This window comes from Anaerotalea alkaliphila (assembly GCF_010179735.1).
Taxonomy (GTDB): domain Bacteria; phylum Bacillota; class Clostridia; order Lachnospirales; family Vallitaleaceae; genus Anaerotalea; species Anaerotalea alkaliphila.
Map to the genome: position 1 here is coordinate 1 of NZ_JAAEEH010000009.1, position 22,174 is coordinate 22,174.

Consider the following 22,174-nt stretch of genomic DNA (forward strand, 5'->3'; position numbering starts at 1 on the left):
TCTACCTTTCTGATAGCGGCCACCTCGATGTATTGTATTTTGTCGCATGAGGTTCATTGTACACCATGACCGGAAGTGGGACATAATCATTTGCGTTACAATAGGACATTATCATATGTGAATCAGAAGCATATTGAAATTGATGTAAAAGCACTTGACATTAGCAATAGCTGGTGTTAAAATTCACTCATAAACAAATTTGCGCAAATTTGGCATGAACAATCAGCAAATGGTTTAGAAAGGAGATTTCCCATGAAATTAGGCTATATGACCAATGCGTTTGGTGCCTTGGTGGGCAGCGGAGGTGGGGTAACCAACATCAAGGATGTCAGATATGTCACTGTGTGCGATGACGAAGAGGCGATTTCCGAAATAACGTCGAAAGGATTCCATGCGGTGGAGATGTTTGACGGAAACATCAGCAGCTACGAGGAAAATCCAGAAAAATTTAGAAAAATCCTGGAAAAACACAACGCGGAACTGCTGGGCGTCTACATTGGGGCAGGATTCATCTACCAGGACTGCCTGGAAGACGAATTGTACCGGATCGACAAGGTTTCCAAACTGGCGTCGGCATTTGGAGCCACGCACGTCGTGCTTGGTGGTGGAGCCGTCCGCGGCACAGGCATCCGGGAATCGGATTACGAACTGCTGGCAAAGGGGTTGGAGAAGGCGAGGGGCATCATAGAAAAACATGGTCTCGTAGCCAGCTACCATCCGCATCTGGGTTCCATGGCAGAAAATCCGGAACAGATCCACAAGCTGTTCGCACTGACGGACATCGCCTTTTGCCCGGACGTGGCACACCTGCAGGCTGGCGGAGGAGATGCATTGGAGTTGGTAAAAGCCTACAGCGACCGGATTCGGTATGTGCATCTGAAAGACTGGAACGGCAAGGAATTCGTTCCCTTAGGAAAAGGAATCGTGGATTTGAAAGGGATAATCCAACACTTGAAAGAAAAAAACTATACAGGTGATTGGCTGGTCGAAATCGATGGCTATTCAGGAAGCCCGTCAGAGGCATGTGAAACATCCTACCAATTTTTGCAGGAACTATTATAAACTAGCATATCAAAAGGGGTGGAATCATGAAGAAAATAGTGAGCATTTTAATTGTAGCGGTTATGGTATTGGGACTTGCGGCTTGCGGTACGGAACAGCCGGAAACGCCGGTGGACACAACAAACGGCGCCGGCCAACAGACGGAAACCTCGGGAAGTGCGGGTTCGACTGCGGCGGAGGACGGAGAAATAAAAAGCTTGGGACCCAACGGCGAGACGGCGGTATCCGCGGAAACCTTGGGTTTGACCGATGAAGAAATCGAGCAGATCAAGGCCGGCAACTACAAAGCGGCCATCAGCTTCCATTATGGCGGAAACGACTGGTCCGCATCCCAGCTGCAGGGACTCAAGGATACGTTCGAAAAGCTGGGCATCGAAGTGGTGGGCGTGACGGACGCCAACTTCGCACCGGAACGCCAGGTTTCCGACCTGGAAACATTGATGGCGCTGAAACCCGACATCATGGTCAGCATCCCCACAGACCCCACGGCAACGGCCGATGCGTTCCAGAGGGTGGCGGACGCAGGCGTGAAGCTGGTGTTCATGGACAATGTTCCCAACGGATTCGAGGCGGGCAAGAACTATGTGAGCGCCGTATCGGCGGACAACTATGGGAATGGCATCATTGCGGCAGACCTGATTGGGGAAGCGCTGGGTGGAAAAGGCAGAATCGGTGTCGTCTATTTCGATGTTGACTTCTTTGTCACAAATCAAAGGCTGGAGGCGTTCGATAGGACGATGGCTGAGAAATATCCCGACATTGAAATCGTTTCCAGGATGCCCTTCCAAGACACGAACGAAGCCAGCAACGTAGCGGACGCCATGATTACGCAGAACCCCACAATCGATGCGATTTTCGCCCACTGGGATGTGCCTGCGGAAGGTGTGCTTTCCTCCTTGAGAGCTGCGGGAATGAATGATGTCAAAATCAGCACAATCGACTTGGGGAACAATATCGCCAAGGAAATCGCTGCCGGCAGCGTCCTGGGCGTCGGCGCCCAATTGCCCTATGACCAGGGTGTGGCGGAAGCCACATTGGCTGCCTACGCACTACTTGGGAAAGAGGCTCCTCCCTATGTGGCGGTTCCTGCCAAGCGCGTCGACCAGAGCAACATTCTGGAAGCGTATGAGGACGTGTATAAAGTAAGCGCACCGAGCTGGCTTGTGGAGGCTAAAAACTGATTGAATGCAGGGTTGCAGCAAATTGCATCTGGTCTGCGGCGGTGGATGACGCCATCCACCGCTGCAGACGATATCAAAAGGAAGAGTGGTTTTTATGAGCCAAGTTCTATTGGAAATGAACAACATCAAAAAGAGTTTTGGTGCGGCAGCGGTGTTGAAGGATGTCCATTTTGCCTTGAAAAAAGGGGAAGTACACGCGCTGGTAGGCGGAAACGGAGCCGGCAAATCCACCCTCATGAAAATCATGACGGGCGTCTACACCCTGGATGAAGGCGAAATTCTGATTGAAGGTCAAGTGCAGCAGATTGATGATCCCATGGACGCCAAAAAGGCCGGAATAGCAATGATCTTCCAGGAGCTTTCCCTGGTGCAGACCATGACGGTTGCGGAAAACATTTTTCTTGGAGAAGAACTTAAAAAAGGCATATTCCGTGATGTGGAGGCGATGAACCGCAGGGCAAGAGAGGTGCTGGAGGAGCTGGGACTGGATGTGGATCCCACTACGCCTGTAAACCAGCTGAGCGTAGGCATGAGCCAGATGATCGAAATCGCCAAAGCGATTTCCAAGAACGCAAGGATCCTTGTTTTGGATGAGCCTACGGCCTCCCTGTCTACTTCTGAAACGGCACATCTGTTCAAAATCATCCGGGAACTGAAGGAAAAAGGCGTCTCCATGGTCTACATTTCCCACAGGATGAATGAGATCCTGGACATCGCAGACGCCATCACCATCCTTAGGGATGGGGAACTGATTGTATCGGATGCCATTGAAAACATGGATTTGGAGAAAATCATCTTCTACATGGTGGGCGGAAAATCCTCCCAGAAGAAGTTCGAGTGGGTAGAAAGAGCCTATGATGCCGAGGGCGAGGATTTGCTCCGTCTGGAACATCTGAAGGTCGATGAAAAAATCAAGGACATATCGTTTTCCGTAAAAAAGGGGGAAATCCTTGGGCTTGCAGGCCTGATGGGAAGTGGACGCACAGAAATCCTAGAGACCCTTTTCGCCATACGCACCAAGAAGGGCGGTACCGTATGGCTGGATGGGCGTAAGGTGGATTGCCGCCATCCATGGGAGGCGGTCCAAGCGGGATTCGCACTGGTGCCTGAGGACAGAAGGAAGCAGGGGCTGGTTCTGGAGCATTCCGTCCGGGACAACGCCATCCTCCCCATCGTACAGCAGGTTGTGAAGGGGAAAACGCCAACAATCGATGATAAAGCCATCAATGAAATCGTGAATAGGGACGTGGAGAAGTTCAACATCGTAACCAGCAGCATCAACAAGAGAATTGGACTGTTGTCTGGAGGAAATCAACAGAAAGTCGTTATTTCAAAATGGCTGAACACAAATCCGAAAATCATGATGCTGGATGAGCCAACCGCAGGTGTCGACATTGGAGCAAAGTCTGAAATTATTCATATCATTCGTAAGTTTGCGGATCAAGGCAATGGTGTCATTTTGGTTTCTTCCGAATTTACAGAGATGCTGGCGGTATGCGATCGGATCATCACCCTTTTTGACGGAAGGATTACTGGCGTAATACCCCGCAAGGACATAAAGGAAGAAGAGGAATTGGAACATGCGGTTCAAGAAAGCGGGGAATAATATGAAGATTTCACTGAAAACGATACAATGGAACAAATTTATGGTATACATTGTTTTTCTGGTCGTGTTTGCCCTTTTCTCCGCCACCTTGGCGGACAAGGGATTCGTGGACAGTAGGAACATCATGAATATCCTGCGGCAAACGGCGATGATCTCCATCATGGCCATTGCTGGAACATTTGTAATCGCATCCGGCCAAATCGACCTGACCGTCGGGGCTGTGGCGGCCATGACGGCAATGATTGCCGCATTGGTTCTTGAGAGGACCAATTCCATCATCCTGGCGTTGGTATGTGGCCTGGCGTTTGGTGCGCTGGCGGGATCGGTCAACGGCTTCCTGGTGACAAAGTGGGGCCTCCCCTCCTTCCTGGCGACCATGGGAATGATGTCTGTCATCCGAGGCAGCGCCATGTGGATTACGAATACGGCTGCGGTGCCAATCAAGAACTTTGCGTTCAACAACACTTTTGGAATCGGTACATTGGGAGGCATTTCGGTCCTGATTCTGTGGACGATTGTCCTTTACATCGTGGGAATCTACATCTTCAACAAAACATCCTTTGGACGGCACGTGCTGGCGACAGGAGGCAACGAGGTGTCTGCAGGTTACAGTGGAATCAAGACCAACAGGGTAAAGATGATGGTGTTCATCATGTCAGGCATGTTTGCCTCCTTTGCAGGCATCCTGTATGCTGCTAGGATGCAGGCAGGGCGGTTCTCCTTCGGAGACGGGGATGAACTTTCCGTAATCGCCGCAGTAGTCTTGGGAGGTGCCTCCATGGGTGGCGGCACAGGTTCCGTCATCGGCGCACTGGCAGGTTCGATACTGATGGGTATCATCAACAATGCGTTGATTCTTGCGGGACTGTCCACGGCGCAACAGACGGTTGTGAAAGGTCTGATCATTGTCATTGCAGTAGCACTGAGCAACTTTGCACAGAAGAAAAAAAGATAACATATTAGGAGGACAATGGAATGAGAAAACTCAATATCGGACTCATTGGCGCAGGTTTCATGGGAAAGGCCCATGCTGTAGCTTTTTCAAACATGCCCAAATTTTTCTGGCCGGCTCCTGCAATGCCCGTATTCAAGACCGTTTGCGACATTGAAAAGAACATCGCGGAACAGGCGAAGGACAGGTTCGGATTCCAGCAATGGTGCACTGACTGGAAAGACGTTGTGAACGATCCGGAGATTGACGTGGTCAACATCTGCACGCCCAACAACAGTCACGCGGAAATCGCAATCGCAGCATTGCAGGCAGGCAAGCATGTGATTTGTGAAAAGCCCATCTCCAGCACCTCGGAGGATGCGCTGGCAATGGTCAAAGCGGAAGAGGAAGCCAGGAAAAAAGGCCTTGTGAGCATGTGCGCATACCAATATAGAAGAGTTCCCGCCTTGGAACTTGCGAAAAAGTTCATTGATGAGGGGGCCATTGGAACGATCATGAATGTGCGTGCGACCTATCTGCAAAGTTGGAGCGCCGACCCATCCTCCCCGCTGTCCTGGAGGTTCCAGAAGAGCATAGCCGGTGCGGGAACCGTAGGCGACATCGCCTCCCATGTCATTGACATCTCCCAATTCCTGGCAGGGGACATCAGCGAAGTGGTATCCACAGTAAAGACCTATGTACAGGAAAGGCCCATGCAGGAAGGCGGTGTAGACCTGCTTGGCACAGTCAAGTTGGGGGCTGACGCCAAAAAGGCGCCCGTGGATGTGGACGACGAGGATTTGTTCCTTGTCAAGTTCAAGAATGGTGCCGTCGGCAGTATCGAAGCTACAAGGAACGCCTGGGGAAGGAACAATTTCATCACAGTGGAAGTGCATGGAAGCGAAGGGTCCATAAGCTTCAACTATGAAAGGCTGAACGAGCTCCAGGTCTGCTTCGCCAAGGATGCGGATGACAGAAGAGGCTTCAAGACAATCTATACAGGCCCTGCGCATTTCCACGGCGAAGTGACTTGGAACATTCCCGGAATGAACATCGGATACGGAGAACTGAAGACAATCGAAGCGTACGAATTCATCAAGGCGATTGTTGAACAGTCCGAGCCCTCCACATCCTTCTCTGCGGGATATCAGGTGGACAAGGTTTGCGCTGCGGTGCTCAAGTCGGCTCAGACCAACCAATGGGAAAAGGTTGGTTCCAGGAACTGAAATAGGATATAAATATTTTTATGGAAGGGAAGAGGCTGCCACATTAATGTGACAGCCTCTTCTTTGTCATCGCGTTCTCCTTGATTTGGAATGCAAGCAGACTGTCCTGCATATTGACCGAGAATTCACCCGCCGCATGGCCTCCCATGCGCACCCCCTGCGGGCGCAGGTGGGGATGGATCGGTGGTTATATCCCTGGAATCATGGTATGATTGAATGGGGGTGTCATGAATCAGGAGGTGAAACGATGCCAGATCAGAAAAGCAACGACAAGATGACACTGTCTCTAGATATGCTCCGGCAGCTGTGCCTTTTTAAACAACATTTGACGCCGTCTTCACAATCTCAGGATTTGGTCCAAACGGTGAAGGCGATCGGCGGCTTGCATGGTCAGCTGCCTAAGACGTCCTATCTTTCGCTCTTCGCCCGCATGCCCAATTTTGAAAAGGCGATGCTCCATCAAGCGCTGTATGGCGACAAATCCCTTGTGCGCATCAAATCCGTACGCCAAACCCTCTACATATTCCCTACAGACATGATCGGCACTGTGTTTTCGGCGACTTCAAGGCTAGTGGAGATGCCTTCGGTGCGCTACTTGGAGAGCCTTGGCATTTCGGAAGAAACCTACGACGCAATGGTCGCGGATATCCTTTGTCAATTGGCGGCGGCCGCTGGTCGTGGCGGCGGTCTTTCGACAAAAGCGCTGAAGAATGGCCTGGGCTTGTCGGAGCAGGCGGCTCCTCTTGTGTCAGCGGTGGTCAATCGCATGTGCGATCAGGGTCTGCTCGTCCGCGGTGAACCCACTGCCAGCTGGAAAAGCAACCTATACAACTACTACGCCACCACCACCTATCTTCCGGATGTCAACCTTCGCACCATCGATGAAGCCGATGCCAGACGCCAGGTCGTTTTGGCGTATGTTCAAGCCTTTGGGCCGGTAACTGAAGCGGATATCTGTTGGTGGACCGGTTTTGCGAAGGGTGCGACGCGGGATGCATTGAAGTCGCTTGACGCTGAAGTGGTTGAAGTGTCGTTGACTGGGCTGGATGGCGTTTTTCATCTGACGCATCCGGATGAGCAGCTGCTTGCGGGTTTGCCTGCTTCGACCCAATATGAGCCTGTGGTTAATTTGTTGCCGGTGCTCGATTCTTTGCTGATGGGATACAAAGTCCGCACGCGATTTTTGGATCCGAATCATGCTCGTTTCGTCTATGACGCCAGTGGCAATGCCACCTCGACCGTTTTGGTCAACGGAAAGGTTGCCGGCGTTTGGGATTTCGTGGGTGGGCCCAGGAATCAAATGTGTTTCTACCTCTTCGAACATGCTGATGCGGATGCCCTTGCGATGATTGAAAGCAAGGCGGCTGCAGTCGGTCGGTTCATTGTGGCGGCGTCAAATGGGTTGAAGCAAAGCCTGGCTTCAGGGAAAAGCGTGGAAGAGGAATGCGGTTTTGAAGTGGTCCAGTGTTTTGAGATGGCTCCGTTGAACAAGATGAGCGCGGGCAGTTATCAGTCGCCGCTGAAGAAGCGGTAAAAGTTGGGTTCTGCTTAGGGACATCAGCACAAATGGCGTTTCCAGCAACCCGCCTCCATTGCTGTTGGGGTGGCAATGTGCTAGTATTATGGCAGGAAGGGCGGTTGGGCCATGAGAATCCGGGAGGTGGGACTATGGGAGAGCATTTGAAGAAGATACTGATTGTGGATGACGAACTGCTCATCCGGCAAGGTATCCTGCATTATATCGACTGGCAGGAAGAAGGATTCGAAATCGTTGGAGAGGCTTCCAACGGCCAGGAGGCATTGGAAAGGATTGCGGAAGTGAAGCCGGACATCATCATCACCGACATCGCCATGCCGGTGATGGATGGCATCGAGCTCATCAAGACAGTGAAGCGGGAATCACCAGAAATAGAATTCGTCGTGCTGAGCAGCTACTCGGATTTCGACTATGTCAGGGAAACCTTCAAGAGCGGTGTGCTCGACTATATCCTGAAACCGAATCTCAATGCGGCCTCCCTCCTTGAGACCCTAAAGATGTCAGCCTGCGCCAAGAAGCCTGACACCCCGGATGAAAGAGGCCCCCAGAAGGAATTGTCCCCTGAAGCACTGATCCGCAAAATCATGCATCGGCATTATTCGAGGCAGGATGTCGAAAACCTGAAAAAGTGCTTTTCCGGCAACTCTTTTGCACTCATCGAGGTCCATGCATCCTGGCTTGCAGCTGATGGTACGGCCGCACCGGCGCACACCGCAGGCCTGGACATGGTCAAGATCGACGACGATGCTGCAGAGAAGGAAGGGATGCTGTATCTGGCCAACGGGTCAATGGAAAACATCCACCGGTACCTCGAGCATCGGAAACAGGAGAATGACGGGAGGACCCTCCTTGCCAGCCGGACATTCACGGACCTGGACCTGATCGGAATCCACTACCGGGAAGACATCCTCAAGCTCAGGCAGCATTATTTCTACCTGTCGGATGCGCCAATCCTGACGATCCAGTCCCTTCCGGAAACCACGGGACGGCCGAAGCCCTTCGACCTGAACTATTGCCTGGTCCTTTTCAAGCAGAAGAAGCTGGAAAGTGCCATGCAGCACATTGACGCCCATCTGGACGAAATCAAGGGCAGCTGCCTGCTGGAGCAGGTCGAGGTGAAGAATTTTCTAGGCAATCTGGTTTTCAACATGACCGTGGCGCTGTCCGCGATGGTTCCGGACAACCAGAAGATAGAGCAGAAGAAGTACCAGTATTTCGACGCAATCAACCATGCATCTACCTTCGAGGAGGCGCATTTTCATTTCCGAACCTTTTTCAGCGAGGCCATAGCCAAGATCAACGAATCCGGCGAGGAGCCGCTGTCGAACTTCGACAGGCTGCTGGCATACATAGAGGCGCACTACCAGGATCCCCTATCCTTGACCGAACTGGCGAAGCACTTCCATTTTAACGCCTCCTATCTATCCAGCTATTTCAGCCAGCATATGGGCCAGGGGTTCAACGAGTATCTGACAACCATCCGGATGGAGAACGCCAAGCGACTGCTGGGGGAAAGCGACTGGAGCATCGCCGAAGTGGGAGCCATGGTCGGCTATCCGGACCACAGCTACTTCTGCAAAGTGTTTAAAAGGAGGCACCACCTATCACCAAGCCGCTACCGCAAGGAGAAGAAGCATGAAAGGGAGCATTGGTCGAATCAATGAATGGTTCCATCGAAACGGCATATTCTTGAAGGCCTTCGGTGTGACCTTCTCCAGTGTCGTTCTGGTGGCGGTCCTGATCACTGTCAGCACCTTGAGGCTGTCCATCGACTACTTCATGGAAACCTTCACCATCACCAATGAGAGGATTGTCAACCAGAGCAAGGAACGCTTCGAATATTACAGCAATGTGGTCCTGGACACGATTTACAGCACGGAGAACAATGTGAGGATCAAGCGCGCGATCATCGAAGAACAGGCCTCTTCGGTGCTCCATGCCAGCGCTTTCTATGATGTCGTCAATGAACTGGAGCAGATCCATGCGCGCCTTCAGCCGGAATCCGCCGATCTGGTCCTCATGGGAGAAAACGGAGCGCTGTACAACATGAACTATGCCTACTGGCCCGTCTCCAGCGGCTATCTGCAGGGGCTGGATTTCACGAAACAGCTGTCCCTGAACCCTGGGATGATCCAATATGCCAGCATCGGTCCCGACGAAGCCGGCGGCGAGCGGGTGATTGTTGCCGGGAAGGCGTTCAAGGAGCGTTCCAGTGAACGGATCTACGCCTATATCTACATTGTCATCCGGGAATCCGACATCCGGCGCTTCTATGAAGGCTACACCAGCGAGGAGAACATCATGCTCCTGATGAACCGGAACGGAGAGATCCTCTCGAGCAACCGGACGGACTGGATCGGGGACGAGGATGCCGCAGCGGCAGCCATATTCGGGGGGGAGGCAGGAACCAGCGGCAACGTGCCTGCTGCGACAGTGAAAGGGCAGCCGTACCAGCTTCTCTATGAGTACATTCCGGTACTCGACATCTATCTCGTCAACCTGGTCGACCGGATGAGCATAGCAAGCCAGCTGGTCAACATGCAGGAGCTCGTGCTGATTGTCGCGTGGATCGTCCTCATCGCCACCATCCTGTCCTGGCTGACAACCAGACACATTACCTTGCCTTTGACCCGGCTGGTGCAGCAGATCGACACACTGACACGCCACCATTTCAAGAAACCGCTAAAGGAGGAAGGGGGCTACGAGTCGGTGCAGATCGCCAGGGCCTTCAACAACACGCTGGAGGAACTGAACCAGTACATCCAAGTGGTGGTGGCATCCCAGAAGAAACAGAAGGAAGCCGAGCTGCAGGCCCTCCAGCACCAGATCAATCCCCACTTCCTCTACAACACATTGACAACGGTCAAGTTCATGGTGGACAAGGGGGATGCGGACAAGGCCATCGAAACCATACACGCGCTGACAGGTCTGTTGCAGAATACACTGGGGGATATCAGTGAAACGGTGACCGTGGAAAAGGAGCTCAGCTACACCAGGGACTACGTGCTGATCAACCAGGCGCGTTATGGGGACAGGATCCAAGTCAACTACTTCATCGACGAACAGTGCCGCAACTGCCTCGTGCCGAAACTGTTCCTGCAGCCCATGATTGAAAATGCTTTCTTTCACGGTTTCAACAGGAAGAAAGCAGGCTACATACAGATCATGGTCTATAGAACGCAACAGCAGCTCATCTGTGAAGTTGCGGATGACGGAGACGGCATGGACATGGAAAAAGGTTGGACGCAGCATGCCCAGGAGGGTAGGAAGGGGTTGCTGAAAGGGATCGGCATCCGGAATGTGCAGGAGCGCATCGCCCTGATGTATGGCGATGGTTATGGGGTTGCGTTCGACAGCGCTCCAGGCCGGGGGACAAAAGTGAAGGTCACGCTGCCGTTGCTGGAGGCTGAGCCGAAGCAATTCCAACCTGAAAAAACCTGAAAAAACGACAAGTTCCAAAAAAAACACAACAATTGTATAAAACCCATGAAAATAGTCCAATCCAACACCTAAAAAACGTGTTATTGGTCTATTTTTTTCGGTGCTATACTTGAAGCATAAACAAAAGCAACAAGACAAACAGATTTGAAAGGGAAGGTATGCAAATGAAGAAAAGACTGTTCATCGCCATTCTGCTGCTGACAATGCTGCTCCCGGCATGCAGCGGAAAAAAAACAGAGACAAACGCAGATGCTGGAAGCGCGAAAGGGGATGGTGCCGGAACGGGAGCGGGTACAACCGTGACGGCCTGGGCTTGGGATCCGAACTTCAACATCCGGGCTCTTGAGCTCGCCGAGGAGGCCTATAAGGGAGAAATCGCCGTCAATCTGGAAATCGTGGAGAACGCCCAGAGCGATATCGTGCAACGACTTAACACGGCCCTGTCGTCAGGCACGCCGAAAGGTCTGCCCAACATCGTCCTGATCGAGGACTACCGGGCCCAGAGTTTCCTGAAGTCCTACCCGGATGCATTTTATCCTTTGACGGGCCACATCGACGCGGACGATTTCGCAAACTACAAAATCGAAGCCACCAGCCATGACGGTGAAGTGTATGGCCTTCCCTTCGATACAGGTGTCACGGGGCTGTATGTGCGTGTGGACTACCTCGAAGCGGCAGGCCTCACTGTTGGGGACATGACGAATGTCACGTGGCAGGAATACATCGCAATCGGCAAGCAGGTCAAGGAAGCTACAGGAAAGCAGATGTTGAGTCTGAACCCCAATGATTTCAACTTCGTCCGCATGATGGTCCAATCGGCCGGACAATGGTATTTCGAGGAAGACGGAAGCACGCCAAACCTTGAGCACAACGAAGCCCTGAAAGAAATCTTCCGGGTCTACAAGGCCATGCTCGATGCGGATATCGTCAAGCTGAATTCGGACTGGAGCCAATTCGTAGCTGCCTTCAACAGCGGCGATGTGGCGACGGTTCCTACCGGCAACTGGATCACACCGAGCGTCAAGGCGGAAGCATCCCAAGCGGGACAGTGGCGCGTGGTGTCCCTGCCGCGTCTTCAAACGGAAGGCGGTCTCAATGTATCCAACCTGGGAGGTAGCTCCTGGTACGTACTGAACCAGGATGGCAAGGAAGCCGCCGCGGCATTCCTGGCGGATACATTCGGCAGCAATGTCGACTTCTACAACACGCTGCTTGCGGATGTCGGTGCCATCGGCACATACAAGCCGGGCATTGCAGGAGATGCATTTGACCAAAGCGACGACTTCTTCGGCGGACAGAAGATCTACAGCGACTTCACCAGCTGGATGGCCGATATCCCCGCTGTCAACTATGGCATACACACCTATGCGATAGACGATATCCTGAAAGTCGAAATGCAGAAATACCTGAAAGGCGAAGACCTGGACACAGTGATGGCAAGTGCGCAGGCACAAGCGGAGATGCAGCTGAGATAATCCGAACGGACTGCAGGGAGACCCATGTCACCCTGCGGTTCTTCAACTAGGAGAGGAGTTAGTTATCGTGGAAAATTCCCTGAAAAAACACAGGGTTGGATGGTTCTATATCATGATTCCGGTCCTTGCGATTGCGTTGTTCTATTTCTACCCTATGCTAGACGCACTTTTGCTTTCGTTCCGGTCCGGCATGGGTATGAATCTTGAATTCGTTGGGCTGCTGAATTGGAAACGCCTGCTCAGCGACCCCAACTTCATCACCGCTTTGTCCAACACCTTGACGTATCTGGTCATCCAAGTGCCGGTCATGCTGGTTCTGGCCATGCTGATGTCCGTGCTTCTGAACAAGGAGTCCTTGAAATTCAGAGGCCTGTTCAGAACGGCAATCTTCTTGCCGGCGGTGACGTCGCTGGTTGCCTATTCGGTCGTGTTCAAATACATGTTCAGCCCCGACGGCATCATCAACCGGTTCCTTATGGACCTGTCCCTAACGGATGCTCCAATCTTCTTCCTATCGGATCCGTTCTGGAGCAAGGTCGTCATCATCCTGGCGATCACCTGGCGGTGGACAGGGTACAACATGATTTTCTATCTTTCGTCGCTTCAGAACATCGACAAATCCGTCTACGAGGCAGCAAGGGTCGACGGTGCCAATGCGATCCAACAGTTCTTCAAGATCACCATGCCGATGTTGAAACCGATCATCCTGTTCACCACAATCACGTCCACTATCGGCACACTGCAGCTCTTCGATGAAATCCTTAACATAACGGATGGCGGACCCGGCAATGCGACACTTTCGATTTCCAAATACATCTACGACCTGTCCTTCAAGTACACGCCGGACTTCGGCTATGCAGCGACGGTCTCCTATGTCATCGTCATCATCGTCATCATCCTATCCGCAATCCAGTTCAAATTGGCAGGTGAAAAAGAATGAAACGTTTAAAATCCATTGCAGCCTACGTATTCCTGGTCATCGCTGCCCTCATCTCCATCTATCCGTTTTTCTGGATGGTGGTCAGCATGACCAACCGTTCCGTCGATGTCACAGGAGGTCGCCAGCTTCCAGGCACCTACCTGATGGAAAACCTGAACAACCTTTTCGGGCAGGTGGATATGGTCACAGCGCTTGGCAATTCCACCCTTGTCGCGGTCATCTCCACGCTGCTGACGATGCTGCTTACCTCGCTGGCTGGTTATGGCTTCCATGTGTACAGGTCGCGGAGGAAGGACATTGTATTCAATGTGCTGCTGCTGTCGATGATGATCCCCTTCGCGGCAATCATGATTCCGCTGTACCGCCTGTTCGGCAGGATCTCCCAAGTGGCACCCTGGATCGGCATCGATACCCTGGCGGCGGCCTTTCTGCCCACGTTGACGACGGCCTTCTTCATCTTCTTCTTTCGGCAGAACACCGGGATGTTTCCCGAGGAGCTGATTGAAGCCAGCCGGTTGGACGGCCTCTCGGAAACAGGCATCTTCTTCCGCATCTACATTCCCACCATGAAAACAACCTATGCCGCGGCGGCAATCATCGCGTTCATGAACAGCTGGAATAATTTCCTGTGGCCACTGATTGTTCTGCAATCCCCGGCGAAGAAGACGGTCCCGCTGCTGATTTCGAATCTGGGTTCAAGCTATGCACCGGATTACGGTATGATCATGTCGGCCATCACGATTGCCACACTGCCCACGGTCTTCGTCTTCTTCCTGATGCAGAAACATTTTGTTGCCGGAATGACGGGCTCCGTGAAAGGCTGAGCAGCCTTCCGTCGAAAAGTCAGAAAAATAAGGCGCCACGCTTGCCATAGGAGGAAAAGAATTGGTTAAAAGGTATCCGAAGTACCAGTACAACCCGCCGTCAAACGGCTATCCGGAATGGAACAACAATCCGGAGATTTTCGCTTTGAACCGCCGCAGGCCCACCGCGGACCATATGCCTTTCGATACGGAGGAGCAGGCACTTACCCTCGATAAGGAGCAGTCTCCCCACTACCTTTCCCTGAAGGGCACCTGGGCCTTCCACTGGGCGGAGAATCCCGACAAGAGGTGCAAGGACTTCCACAAGGCGGATGCCGACATTGAAGGGTTTGGCACCATCCAGGTGCCAGGCCACTGGCAGCTCCAGGGCTATGACTATCCCCAGTATGTGAATACGCGCTATCCCTGGATCGGCCATGACGACATCGAAGCGCCTTTTGCGCCGACCCGCTACAATCCGGTGGGACAATACCGCAAGGTCGTCGAGCTGCCGGATGCTTTCCTAAAGAAGCCTGTCTACTTCAGGCTGGAGGGTGTGGAATCCGCCTTCTATCTCTGGGTCAATGGGGATTTTGTCGGGTATGCCGAGGACAGCTTCACCGCTTCGGAGTTCGACCTGACACCCTACCTACAGCCCGGAAAAAACATCTTCGCCATCGAGGTGTATCGCTGGAGCGACGGCAGCTGGCTGGAGGGCCAGGATTTCTGGCGCATGAGCGGCATCTTCAGGGACCTCTACCTATACTGTCTGCCGGAAGTGCATATCGACGACTTTTTCATCCGGGCATCCCTGGATGACGACTATCAGGACGGGAAGCTGGCCGTAGATGCAGCCTTGAGGAACTACAATGAAACGCCTGGTACAGCCACCCTATTGGCGAAACTGTATGATAGGGACTTGGCGCTTGTCGCAACGGCGGAGAAAAAGGTAGCGATTTCCGGGGAGCAGCAGGACGTCAGCCTGCAGATGGCATTGGCGCGGCCCAGGCATTGGTCTGCCGAAGATCCCTATCTTTACAAGCTCACCCTGTCGCTCCTTGACGATGAAGGCCGTACCACGGAGGTGGAGGGAAGCGATGTGGGATTTCGCAGGTTCGAGCTTAAGGACGGCCTCATGCAACTCAATGGCAAACCCATCCTCTTCAAGGGCGTGAACCGGCACGAATTCGACAGCAGGGTCGGCAGGGCAATTACAAAGGTGCACATGCTGCAGGACATCCGGATGATAAAAAAGGCCAACATCAATGCGGTCCGCACGTCCCACTACCCAAACGACCCCTACTGGTACAAGCTTTGCGACAGGTATGGTGTGTACCTGATGGACGAGGTGAACCTGGAAACCCACGGAACCTGGCACTATGGCCAGAAGGAATTGGGAAATACATTGCCTGGCAGCCGCCCGGAGTGGCGCGCCAATGTTCTGGACCGGTGCAGCGCCATGTTCGAGCGGGACAAGAACCATCCTTCCATCCTTGTTTTTTCCCTGGGTAATGAATCCTTCGGCGGGGACAACTTCCAGCTGATGCACGACTATTTCAAGGAAAAGGATGCGAGCCGGCTGGTGCACTACGAGGGAGTATTCCACTACAGGCTCTCCGAAGGCGTGTCGGACATGGAAAGTACCATGTACATCCCCCCGGAGCAGGTGGAAACCTACGCGAAACAGGCCGGCCCCGGCTCCAAGCCCTACATCCTCTGTGAGTTCAGCCATGCCATGGGCAATTCCCTAGGCAATTTCCAAGAGTATGTGGCACTCTTCGATAAGTATCCCATCCTCCAGGGAGGCTTCATCTGGGACTTCAAAGACCAGGCGCTGCTGCACCGGACCCAGGAAGGGGTCCCTTTCCTGGCCTATGGCGGGGATTTCGGGGAATGGCCCCATGACGGCACTTTCTCAGGCAACGGAATCGTCTTCGCCGATGGCACGCCCAGCCCGAAACTGGCGGAGGTGAGGCGCCAGTACCAGCCGGCGGCCTTCGAGGCGGTGGATCTGTCTGCGGGTACCCTCCGGATCCGCAACAAGTTCCTGTTCACCAGTCTGGACCGCTTCCTGCTCAAATGGCAGATGCTGAAGGACGGGGAGCCGGCGGTATCGGGGACGCTGCCCCTGGACCTGGCACCTGGCGAAGCCGGCATCGTTTCCCTGGACTATGTCCTGCCGCAAGAGCCTGGCGAGGCCAGGTGGGACCTGCAGGTGTCCCTGCGCCAGACGGAGGCGACCCTCTACGCGGAGCAGGGTCATGAGGTTGCTTTTGGAGAGTTCCTCCTTCCGGTGGCTGCCGGCCCTGTCGTCCGAGACCTACCGGAAGGTGCTGTCAGCTGTTCCCTGACCGAGGGAATGTGGCAGGTGACGGCGGCCGATGCAACGTACAGCTTCGACCCGGCGGCGGGACTTCTCATCGGCATAGGGAAGGCAGGCTTCGCTTACCTGGAAACACCTGTCGTACCGGACTTCTGGCGGGCCCTGACAGACAACGACCGTGGAAACGGGCTGGAGGAGCGGGCAGGCGTCTTCCGGCATGCTGCCGGGAAGATGCAGCTGCTGTCGGCGACACTGGAGCGGGGCGCTACGATGGCGGCGGCATCCTTCACCCACAGCTATGACGGTCTGGGCAACAGCCGCAGCCACACCTGTTTCGCAGTCCGGGGGGACGGCCTCCTGGAAATCGATTTCATCTTCAGGCCAGATCCCCTGTTGCCGGATATCCCCGCCATTGGGCTGGCCATGACGGCAAGCAGTGGACTGGACAGGCTTGAATGGGTCGGCAGGGGCCCCCATGAATCCTACGCGGACCGCTGGCAAGGAGCAAGAATCGGCCGCTGGAGCGGAACGGTCAGGGAGCAATTCGTGCCGTATCTGCGTCCCCAGGCCTGCGGCAACAAGATGGAGGTCACGAAGCTGTCCGTGCATGGCGCGAGGCATGCCCTTGATTTCACAAGCCGACTCGGATTCGAGGCGGTGGTGCTGCCCTACACCGATGACGAACTGGAGGCGGCGGGGCACCCCCACGAGCTGCCCGAAGCCGGGAAAACGGTCGTCAAGATCAACCTGGGACAGATGGGGGTCGGCGGGGACGACAGCTGGGGACAGATGACCCATCCTGCCTACCGACTCCACCCGAACCAGGTCTACAGGCACCAGTTCATGATTCGGCTGGACTAGAAGAGGAGAGAATAGCCACCACGGTTTTATGACGTGGTGGCTATTTTGCACTTACCTTCTTTGAAAAAATGTGTTACAATTTCATCAATGTGCTATGAATTCACAACGTTAAACCATTGAAATCCAAAGAAAGGCAAGGAGCATGATGAAAATTATTGTCTGTATCAAGCAGGTCCCGGATTCTTCGGATGTGGCGATCGACCCTGAAAGCGGCACGCTCATCCGCATGGGGCAAAACGCGAAAACAAATCCCTATGACCTGTATGCAATCGAGACGGCCTTGAGAATCAGGGATGAAGTCGGGGGTACGGTAACCGCATTGACAATGGGACCTCCCCAGGCGGAAGAGATGATGCGGGATGCCTACATGATGGGGGTCGATGAAACGGTTGTCATGTCCGACCGGAAGTTCGCGGGATCGGACGTGCTGGCCACGTCCTATACACTGTCACAGGGAATCAAGATGCTGGAGGGAGCCGACCTGATCATCTGCGGCAAGCAGACGACGGATGGGGATACGGCGCAAATCGGACCTGCAATAGCCGAACATTTGGACATTCCCCATGTGGCATGGGTCAAAAGCCTTGAGGAGGTCAACGACCGCTTCATTGCCGTCGTACATCAAATGAGCGGTCATGTCCAGGTTTCTGAAATGCCCTATCCGTGCCTCATCACCGTGGACAAGGACATCTTCGTCCCTAGACTGCCATCCTATAAAACGAAGCTGTCGACTAGGGAGAAGGAAGTGAGGTTCTTGTCTTTTGCGGACCTTCCGGACAAGAACCTATCCAGATTCGGGATCATCGGATCGCCGACACAAGTGGACAAGATGTTCCCGCCGGAAGCGGCAGAAGGACAAGTCCATATCGAGGGCAACAGCGTGGAGAAAGCCAACCGTCTGGTTGCGTTGTTGTCGGAAGCAAAAATACTGTAGGAGGCAATTCATGAATTTCATACATTTTGATGTGGACAAATGCAGTTTGTGCCACGTATGCATAGAAAAATGTCCTTTCGATGCCCTCCACATGGGGGAAAAAGGCATCGAAGTCGGTGAAGCCTGCAGGATGTGCGGCATTTGCGTGAAAGCCTGTCCGGAAGGGGCCATCCGTTTCGAGCAGAAAGCCGGACAAGCGGACAAAAGCCAGTGGAGCGGCATCCTTGTTTTTGCGGAACAGGAGCAAGGGGAAATCCATCCGGTGACATTGGAACTGATCGGTGAGGCAAGACGGTTGGGTGGACCTAAGGGATATGAGGTCAATGTGGCCCTGATCGGAGGGGAAGGAACGGCGGAGCGCGCAGAAATGCTGAAGCGGTATGGGGTCGACAAAATTTACGCATATGAGCATGAAGCGTTGGGCAGCTTCAAAGCAGACAGCTATACCAAGGTAATGGCGGACTGCATAACCAGAATGCAGCCGTCCGTGGTCCTTGTCGGTGCGACGGCACTGGGACGCTCCCTGGCCCCAAGACTGGCAACCAGATTCCATACCGGCTTGACGGCGGACTGCACGAAGCTGGAAATGCGTGAAAATACGGACCTGGTGCAAATCCGCCCTGCATTCGGCGGGAATGTGATGGCACAGATCCTGTCGACGGAATCCCGTCCCCAGTTCGCCACAGTGCGTCATAAGGTCATGGACGCGCCCGAGAGGAGCGCCGTGGCAACAGGCGAAGTGGTCTTTTGCGAAGTGGCGGAGGAGATGGTTTCCTCCGCCATAAAGGTCCGGAGCGTCCACGCGGCCGAGAGGTCCTGCGGCATTGAAGAGGAAGACGTTCTGGTCGTTGCCGGAAGGGGAGTCAAGGACGAGAAGGGCATGGAGCTGGTCAAGGCCCTTGCCGATGTGTTGGGTGGACAGGTCTGCTGCACCAGGGCGCTTGTGGAAGAAGGCTATGGCGATCCCACACGGCAGATCGGACTATCCGGAAGGACGGTCAAACCCAAACTCATTGTCACCTGCGGTGTGTCCGGATCGATCCAATTCGCGTCCGGAATGAAGAATTCGGAATGCATCGTCGCCATCGATGCGGACCCCGAAGCACTGATTTTCAACATAGCGCATTATTGCATAAACGATGACCTGTATGAAGTCATTCCGCCGCTTGTTGAACGGCTAAAACAGAAAAAGGAGGTTTGTTCGCATGCCTTTTCCTTATCATAAGATCAATGGACAGGACATAGCGCACTTCAGGACGATCATCGGAGAAGAGCGCATCGTCGAAAAAGAAGCGGTCAAAAAAGAGTACCACCATGATGAGATGCCGGAGTATGGTGTTTATGCGCCGGACCTGTTGATTGAAGCGATCAACAAAGAAGAAATCTCGCAAATCATGAAGTATGCGTATGAGAAGAACATACCGGTCACCGTTAGGGGTGCCGGCACGGGACTTGCCGGTGGAGCTACCTGCAAATACGGAGGAATTCTCCTGTCCGTAATGAAGATGAACCGGATCTTGGGCGTCGACATGGACAACATGACCATCACCACAGAACCGGGGGCCTTATTGAGCGAAGTGGCCGATGCGGCAAGTGCGGCTGGTCTGTTCTATCCGCCGGACCCGGGGGAGCGGACGGCATCCATCGGAGGAACCGTCGTAACCAATGCCGGCGGCATGCGTGCTGTCAAGTATGGCGTGACGAGGGACTATGTGAGGGCCATCGAAGCGGTTTTGCCGGACGGAGAGATTGTGAATTTCTCTTCAAATGTGGTCAAAAACACAACCGGTTATGACTTGAAGGACCTGGTGATCGGTTCGGAAGGGACGCTCTGCATCCTAACGCAAGTGACGCTCAAGCTGATTGCAAAACCCAAGCTGACATGGTCGCTGGTCATACCCTATGACAGCATCGAACACTGCATAAGTACCGTGCCGAAATTGCTGAAAATGAGCTTTGTTCCGACTGCCATCGAATTCACGGAAACGGATGTATTGGACATGGTGGAAAAACATCTGAACAAACGTTTTCCGGACCGTTCCTCCGATGCGTATCTGATCGTCATGTTGGATGCGAACACCAAAGAAGAGATGGAAAAAATGGTGGAAGAGGCTGCAGGCACAGCCATTGGGGCAGGAGCCAAAGATGTCCTCATCAGCAATACGGCAGAACGCAGCGCTTCCGTATGGTCCGTCAGGGCCGGTACGCTTGAAGGCCTCAAGGCGGACAGCCTGTCACAGGAAGAATGCGACGTGGTGGTCCCACGGTCGAAAATCGCGGAATACGTCCTGGAAGCAAAAAAGATCAGCAAGAAGCATGGAATCCGCATCGTCACCGTAGGCCATGCGGGCGACGGCAACATCCATACGGAACTGCTGAAAGACCCGCACCTGACCGAACAGGAGTGGAAAGTGAACACCCATGCCTGTCTTGAAGAGCTTTATGCCGTGTCGAAGCGACTTGGAGGCCAATTGTCCGGGGAACACGGCATCGGAATCGGGCGGCTTGAGCATATGCGGCACTTCGTAGGGGAACGCATGTACCGCCTTTTCCAATCGGTGAAAATGGTCTTCGACGACAAGAACATCCTGAACCCGGGAAAAGTGGTTGCGCTCGATTCAAAAGGCCGCTGTGGAGCATGAAAACATATCGATGAGGAGGAAGGATTATGATCAGGAAAGAAAAAATGCCCCTTGCCATTGGGATTGCATTCGTAGCATTCACAACCCAGTTTGGAGGCGGTTTCGCTTCCGGTGCGCAGATCTACCAATACTTCATCAACTTCGGCATTTGGACACTCGCCATGCCTTTTATGGCACAAGGCTTGCTGGCCCTATTCTTCTGGTACGGCCTCCGGTTTGCCTACGCCAACAAGACCTATGATTACAGGACCTTTTCCGACCGGTTCTATGGGCGATACAAAAACCTGTTTTCGAACCTGTATGAAGCCATCTATCTGTTGATGATTTGCCTGGCTCCTGCAGTCGCTTTCGCAACCGGCGGCTCCACATTGAACATGTTGACAGGCATCCCTTATATCGTCTGCACCCTGATCATCGGAATCGCCATTTTTATCATTGCGATGTACGGGACGGATGTGGTCAGAAAAGCGGCGTCGACGCTTTCCGTATTCATCATCGGGGCGCTGGTCATTGTCCTTGTACCCAACATCATCGCCCAATGGGATAAAATCGTTGCGGCCATAGCAAATCTTCAACAAGGCATCATGCCTGCGGCTTCAGCGCAGGATGGAAGCTTCCTGGGAGCGTTGTGGCGTGCGGTAATTTATTTTGTTTTCCAATTGGCTTCCGTAGGACTTATGTATCAGCACGTCAAGCCGGTGACCAATGAAAAACAGATCGACAAGAGCATGGTTTACATGTTCATTGTCAACGCGTCCTGCATGATGCTTGCTGTTCTGGGGTTGCTTGCGGTAGCCTATGAGCCGGCAATCCAGACGGCGTCGGTGCCGATGCTGCTGTTGGTTCAAACCGGGGTGGGCGCAACCTTTCTGACACCGCTCATTTCACTGCTGATCATCCTGGGAGCCGTATCCACCGGTGTCAATATGATCGCAGGGCTTGTGGCACGCATTGTGGATGCCGTTGAACGAAGGGACCGTGACGGGAACAGATCGGCGGCAAACCGCATGAAGCGCAATACGGTCACCTCGCTGGTCGTCACATCCGCCACCTTCGGCATTGCCCAATTTGGCTTGATTCCGCTCATAGCAAAGGGTTATGCCTATTTGGGCTATGCCACCCTGCTTGTTGTAGGCATTCCTTTTATCATCCATTTCATTTACAATGGCATGAAACCGGCACAGGTGGCTGCGGTGGAAGATTGAGTTACAG

The 22,174-nt window shown here is 53.5% G+C and carries 16 protein-coding genes; all 16 read left to right on the plus strand.

Features of this window, described 5'->3' with window-relative positions:
- Positions 1-252: 252 nt before the first annotated feature.
- Positions 253-1,062, plus strand: a complete 810-nt coding sequence (locus GXN74_RS04585; RefSeq protein ID WP_162369753.1) for a sugar phosphate isomerase/epimerase family protein — start codon at positions 253-255, stop codon at positions 1,060-1,062.
- Between the two features lie 26 nt (positions 1,063-1,088).
- Positions 1,089-2,243 (plus strand): substrate-binding domain-containing protein, encoded by a 1,155-nt coding sequence (locus tag GXN74_RS04590; RefSeq protein ID WP_162369754.1) that lies wholly within the window; start codon positions 1,089-1,091, stop codon positions 2,241-2,243.
- A gap of 94 nt (positions 2,244-2,337) precedes the next feature.
- The gene (locus GXN74_RS04595; RefSeq protein WP_162369755.1) at positions 2,338-3,849 is read left to right on the plus strand and encodes a sugar ABC transporter ATP-binding protein; all 1,512 of its coding nucleotides are present in this window, start codon (positions 2,338-2,340) and stop codon (positions 3,847-3,849) included.
- A 40-nt stretch (positions 3,850-3,889) separates the two neighbouring features.
- A complete protein-coding gene (locus GXN74_RS04600) occupies positions 3,890-4,804 on the plus strand; it encodes an ABC transporter permease (protein WP_246208596.1) in 915 nt (304 codons plus the stop codon).
- A 20-nt stretch (positions 4,805-4,824) separates the two neighbouring features.
- On the plus strand, positions 4,825-6,006 hold the full coding sequence (locus tag GXN74_RS04605) for a Gfo/Idh/MocA family protein (protein WP_162369757.1): 1,182 nt from the start codon (positions 4,825-4,827) through the stop codon (positions 6,004-6,006).
- Positions 6,007-6,253: 247 nt separating this feature from the next.
- A complete protein-coding gene (locus GXN74_RS04610) occupies positions 6,254-7,540 on the plus strand; it encodes a winged helix DNA-binding domain-containing protein (RefSeq protein WP_162369758.1) in 1,287 nt (428 codons plus the stop codon).
- A 134-nt stretch (positions 7,541-7,674) separates the two neighbouring features.
- Positions 7,675-9,207 carry a response regulator transcription factor gene (locus tag GXN74_RS04615; protein ID WP_162369759.1) on the plus strand — a complete coding sequence of 511 codons (1,533 nt, stop codon included), beginning with the start codon at positions 7,675-7,677 and terminating at the stop codon, positions 9,205-9,207.
- Entirely contained in the window at positions 9,179-10,984 is a 1,806-nt protein-coding gene (locus GXN74_RS04620; RefSeq protein WP_162369760.1) for a cache domain-containing sensor histidine kinase, read from the plus strand. The genes GXN74_RS04615 and GXN74_RS04620 overlap by 29 nt, the downstream gene beginning before the upstream one ends.
- A gap of 164 nt (positions 10,985-11,148) precedes the next feature.
- Positions 11,149-12,459, plus strand: coding sequence for an ABC transporter substrate-binding protein (locus GXN74_RS04625; RefSeq protein ID WP_162369761.1), 1,311 nt, complete (start codon positions 11,149-11,151; stop codon positions 12,457-12,459).
- Positions 12,460-12,571: 112 nt separating this feature from the next.
- Positions 12,572-13,399, plus strand: coding sequence for a carbohydrate ABC transporter permease (locus GXN74_RS04630; RefSeq protein ID WP_162369816.1), 828 nt, complete (start codon positions 12,572-12,574; stop codon positions 13,397-13,399).
- Complete coding sequence (locus GXN74_RS04635) at positions 13,396-14,223, plus strand: carbohydrate ABC transporter permease (protein WP_162369762.1); 828 nt, start codon at positions 13,396-13,398, stop codon at positions 14,221-14,223. Before GXN74_RS04630 ends, GXN74_RS04635 begins: the two co-directional genes overlap by 4 nt.
- A gap of 61 nt (positions 14,224-14,284) precedes the next feature.
- On the plus strand, positions 14,285-17,386 hold the full coding sequence (gene lacZ, locus GXN74_RS04640) for a beta-galactosidase, LacZ type (protein ID WP_212505705.1): 3,102 nt from the start codon (positions 14,285-14,287) through the stop codon (positions 17,384-17,386).
- A 145-nt stretch (positions 17,387-17,531) separates the two neighbouring features.
- Positions 17,532-18,320: an electron transfer flavoprotein subunit beta/FixA family protein gene (locus GXN74_RS04645; RefSeq protein ID WP_162369818.1), complete on the plus strand. Its 789-nt coding sequence runs from the start codon at positions 17,532-17,534 to the stop codon at positions 18,318-18,320.
- 10 nt (positions 18,321-18,330) lie between these two features.
- Positions 18,331-19,545, plus strand: coding sequence for an electron transfer flavoprotein subunit alpha (locus GXN74_RS04650; RefSeq protein ID WP_162369763.1), 1,215 nt, complete (start codon positions 18,331-18,333; stop codon positions 19,543-19,545).
- Entirely contained in the window at positions 19,526-20,962 is a 1,437-nt protein-coding gene (locus tag GXN74_RS04655; RefSeq protein WP_162369764.1) for an FAD-binding oxidoreductase, read from the plus strand. The genes GXN74_RS04650 and GXN74_RS04655 overlap by 20 nt, the downstream gene beginning before the upstream one ends.
- A gap of 26 nt (positions 20,963-20,988) precedes the next feature.
- Positions 20,989-22,167, plus strand: a complete 1,179-nt coding sequence (locus GXN74_RS04660) for a YkvI family membrane protein (RefSeq protein ID WP_162369765.1) — start codon at positions 20,989-20,991, stop codon at positions 22,165-22,167.
- Positions 22,168-22,174: the final 7 nt, after the last annotated feature.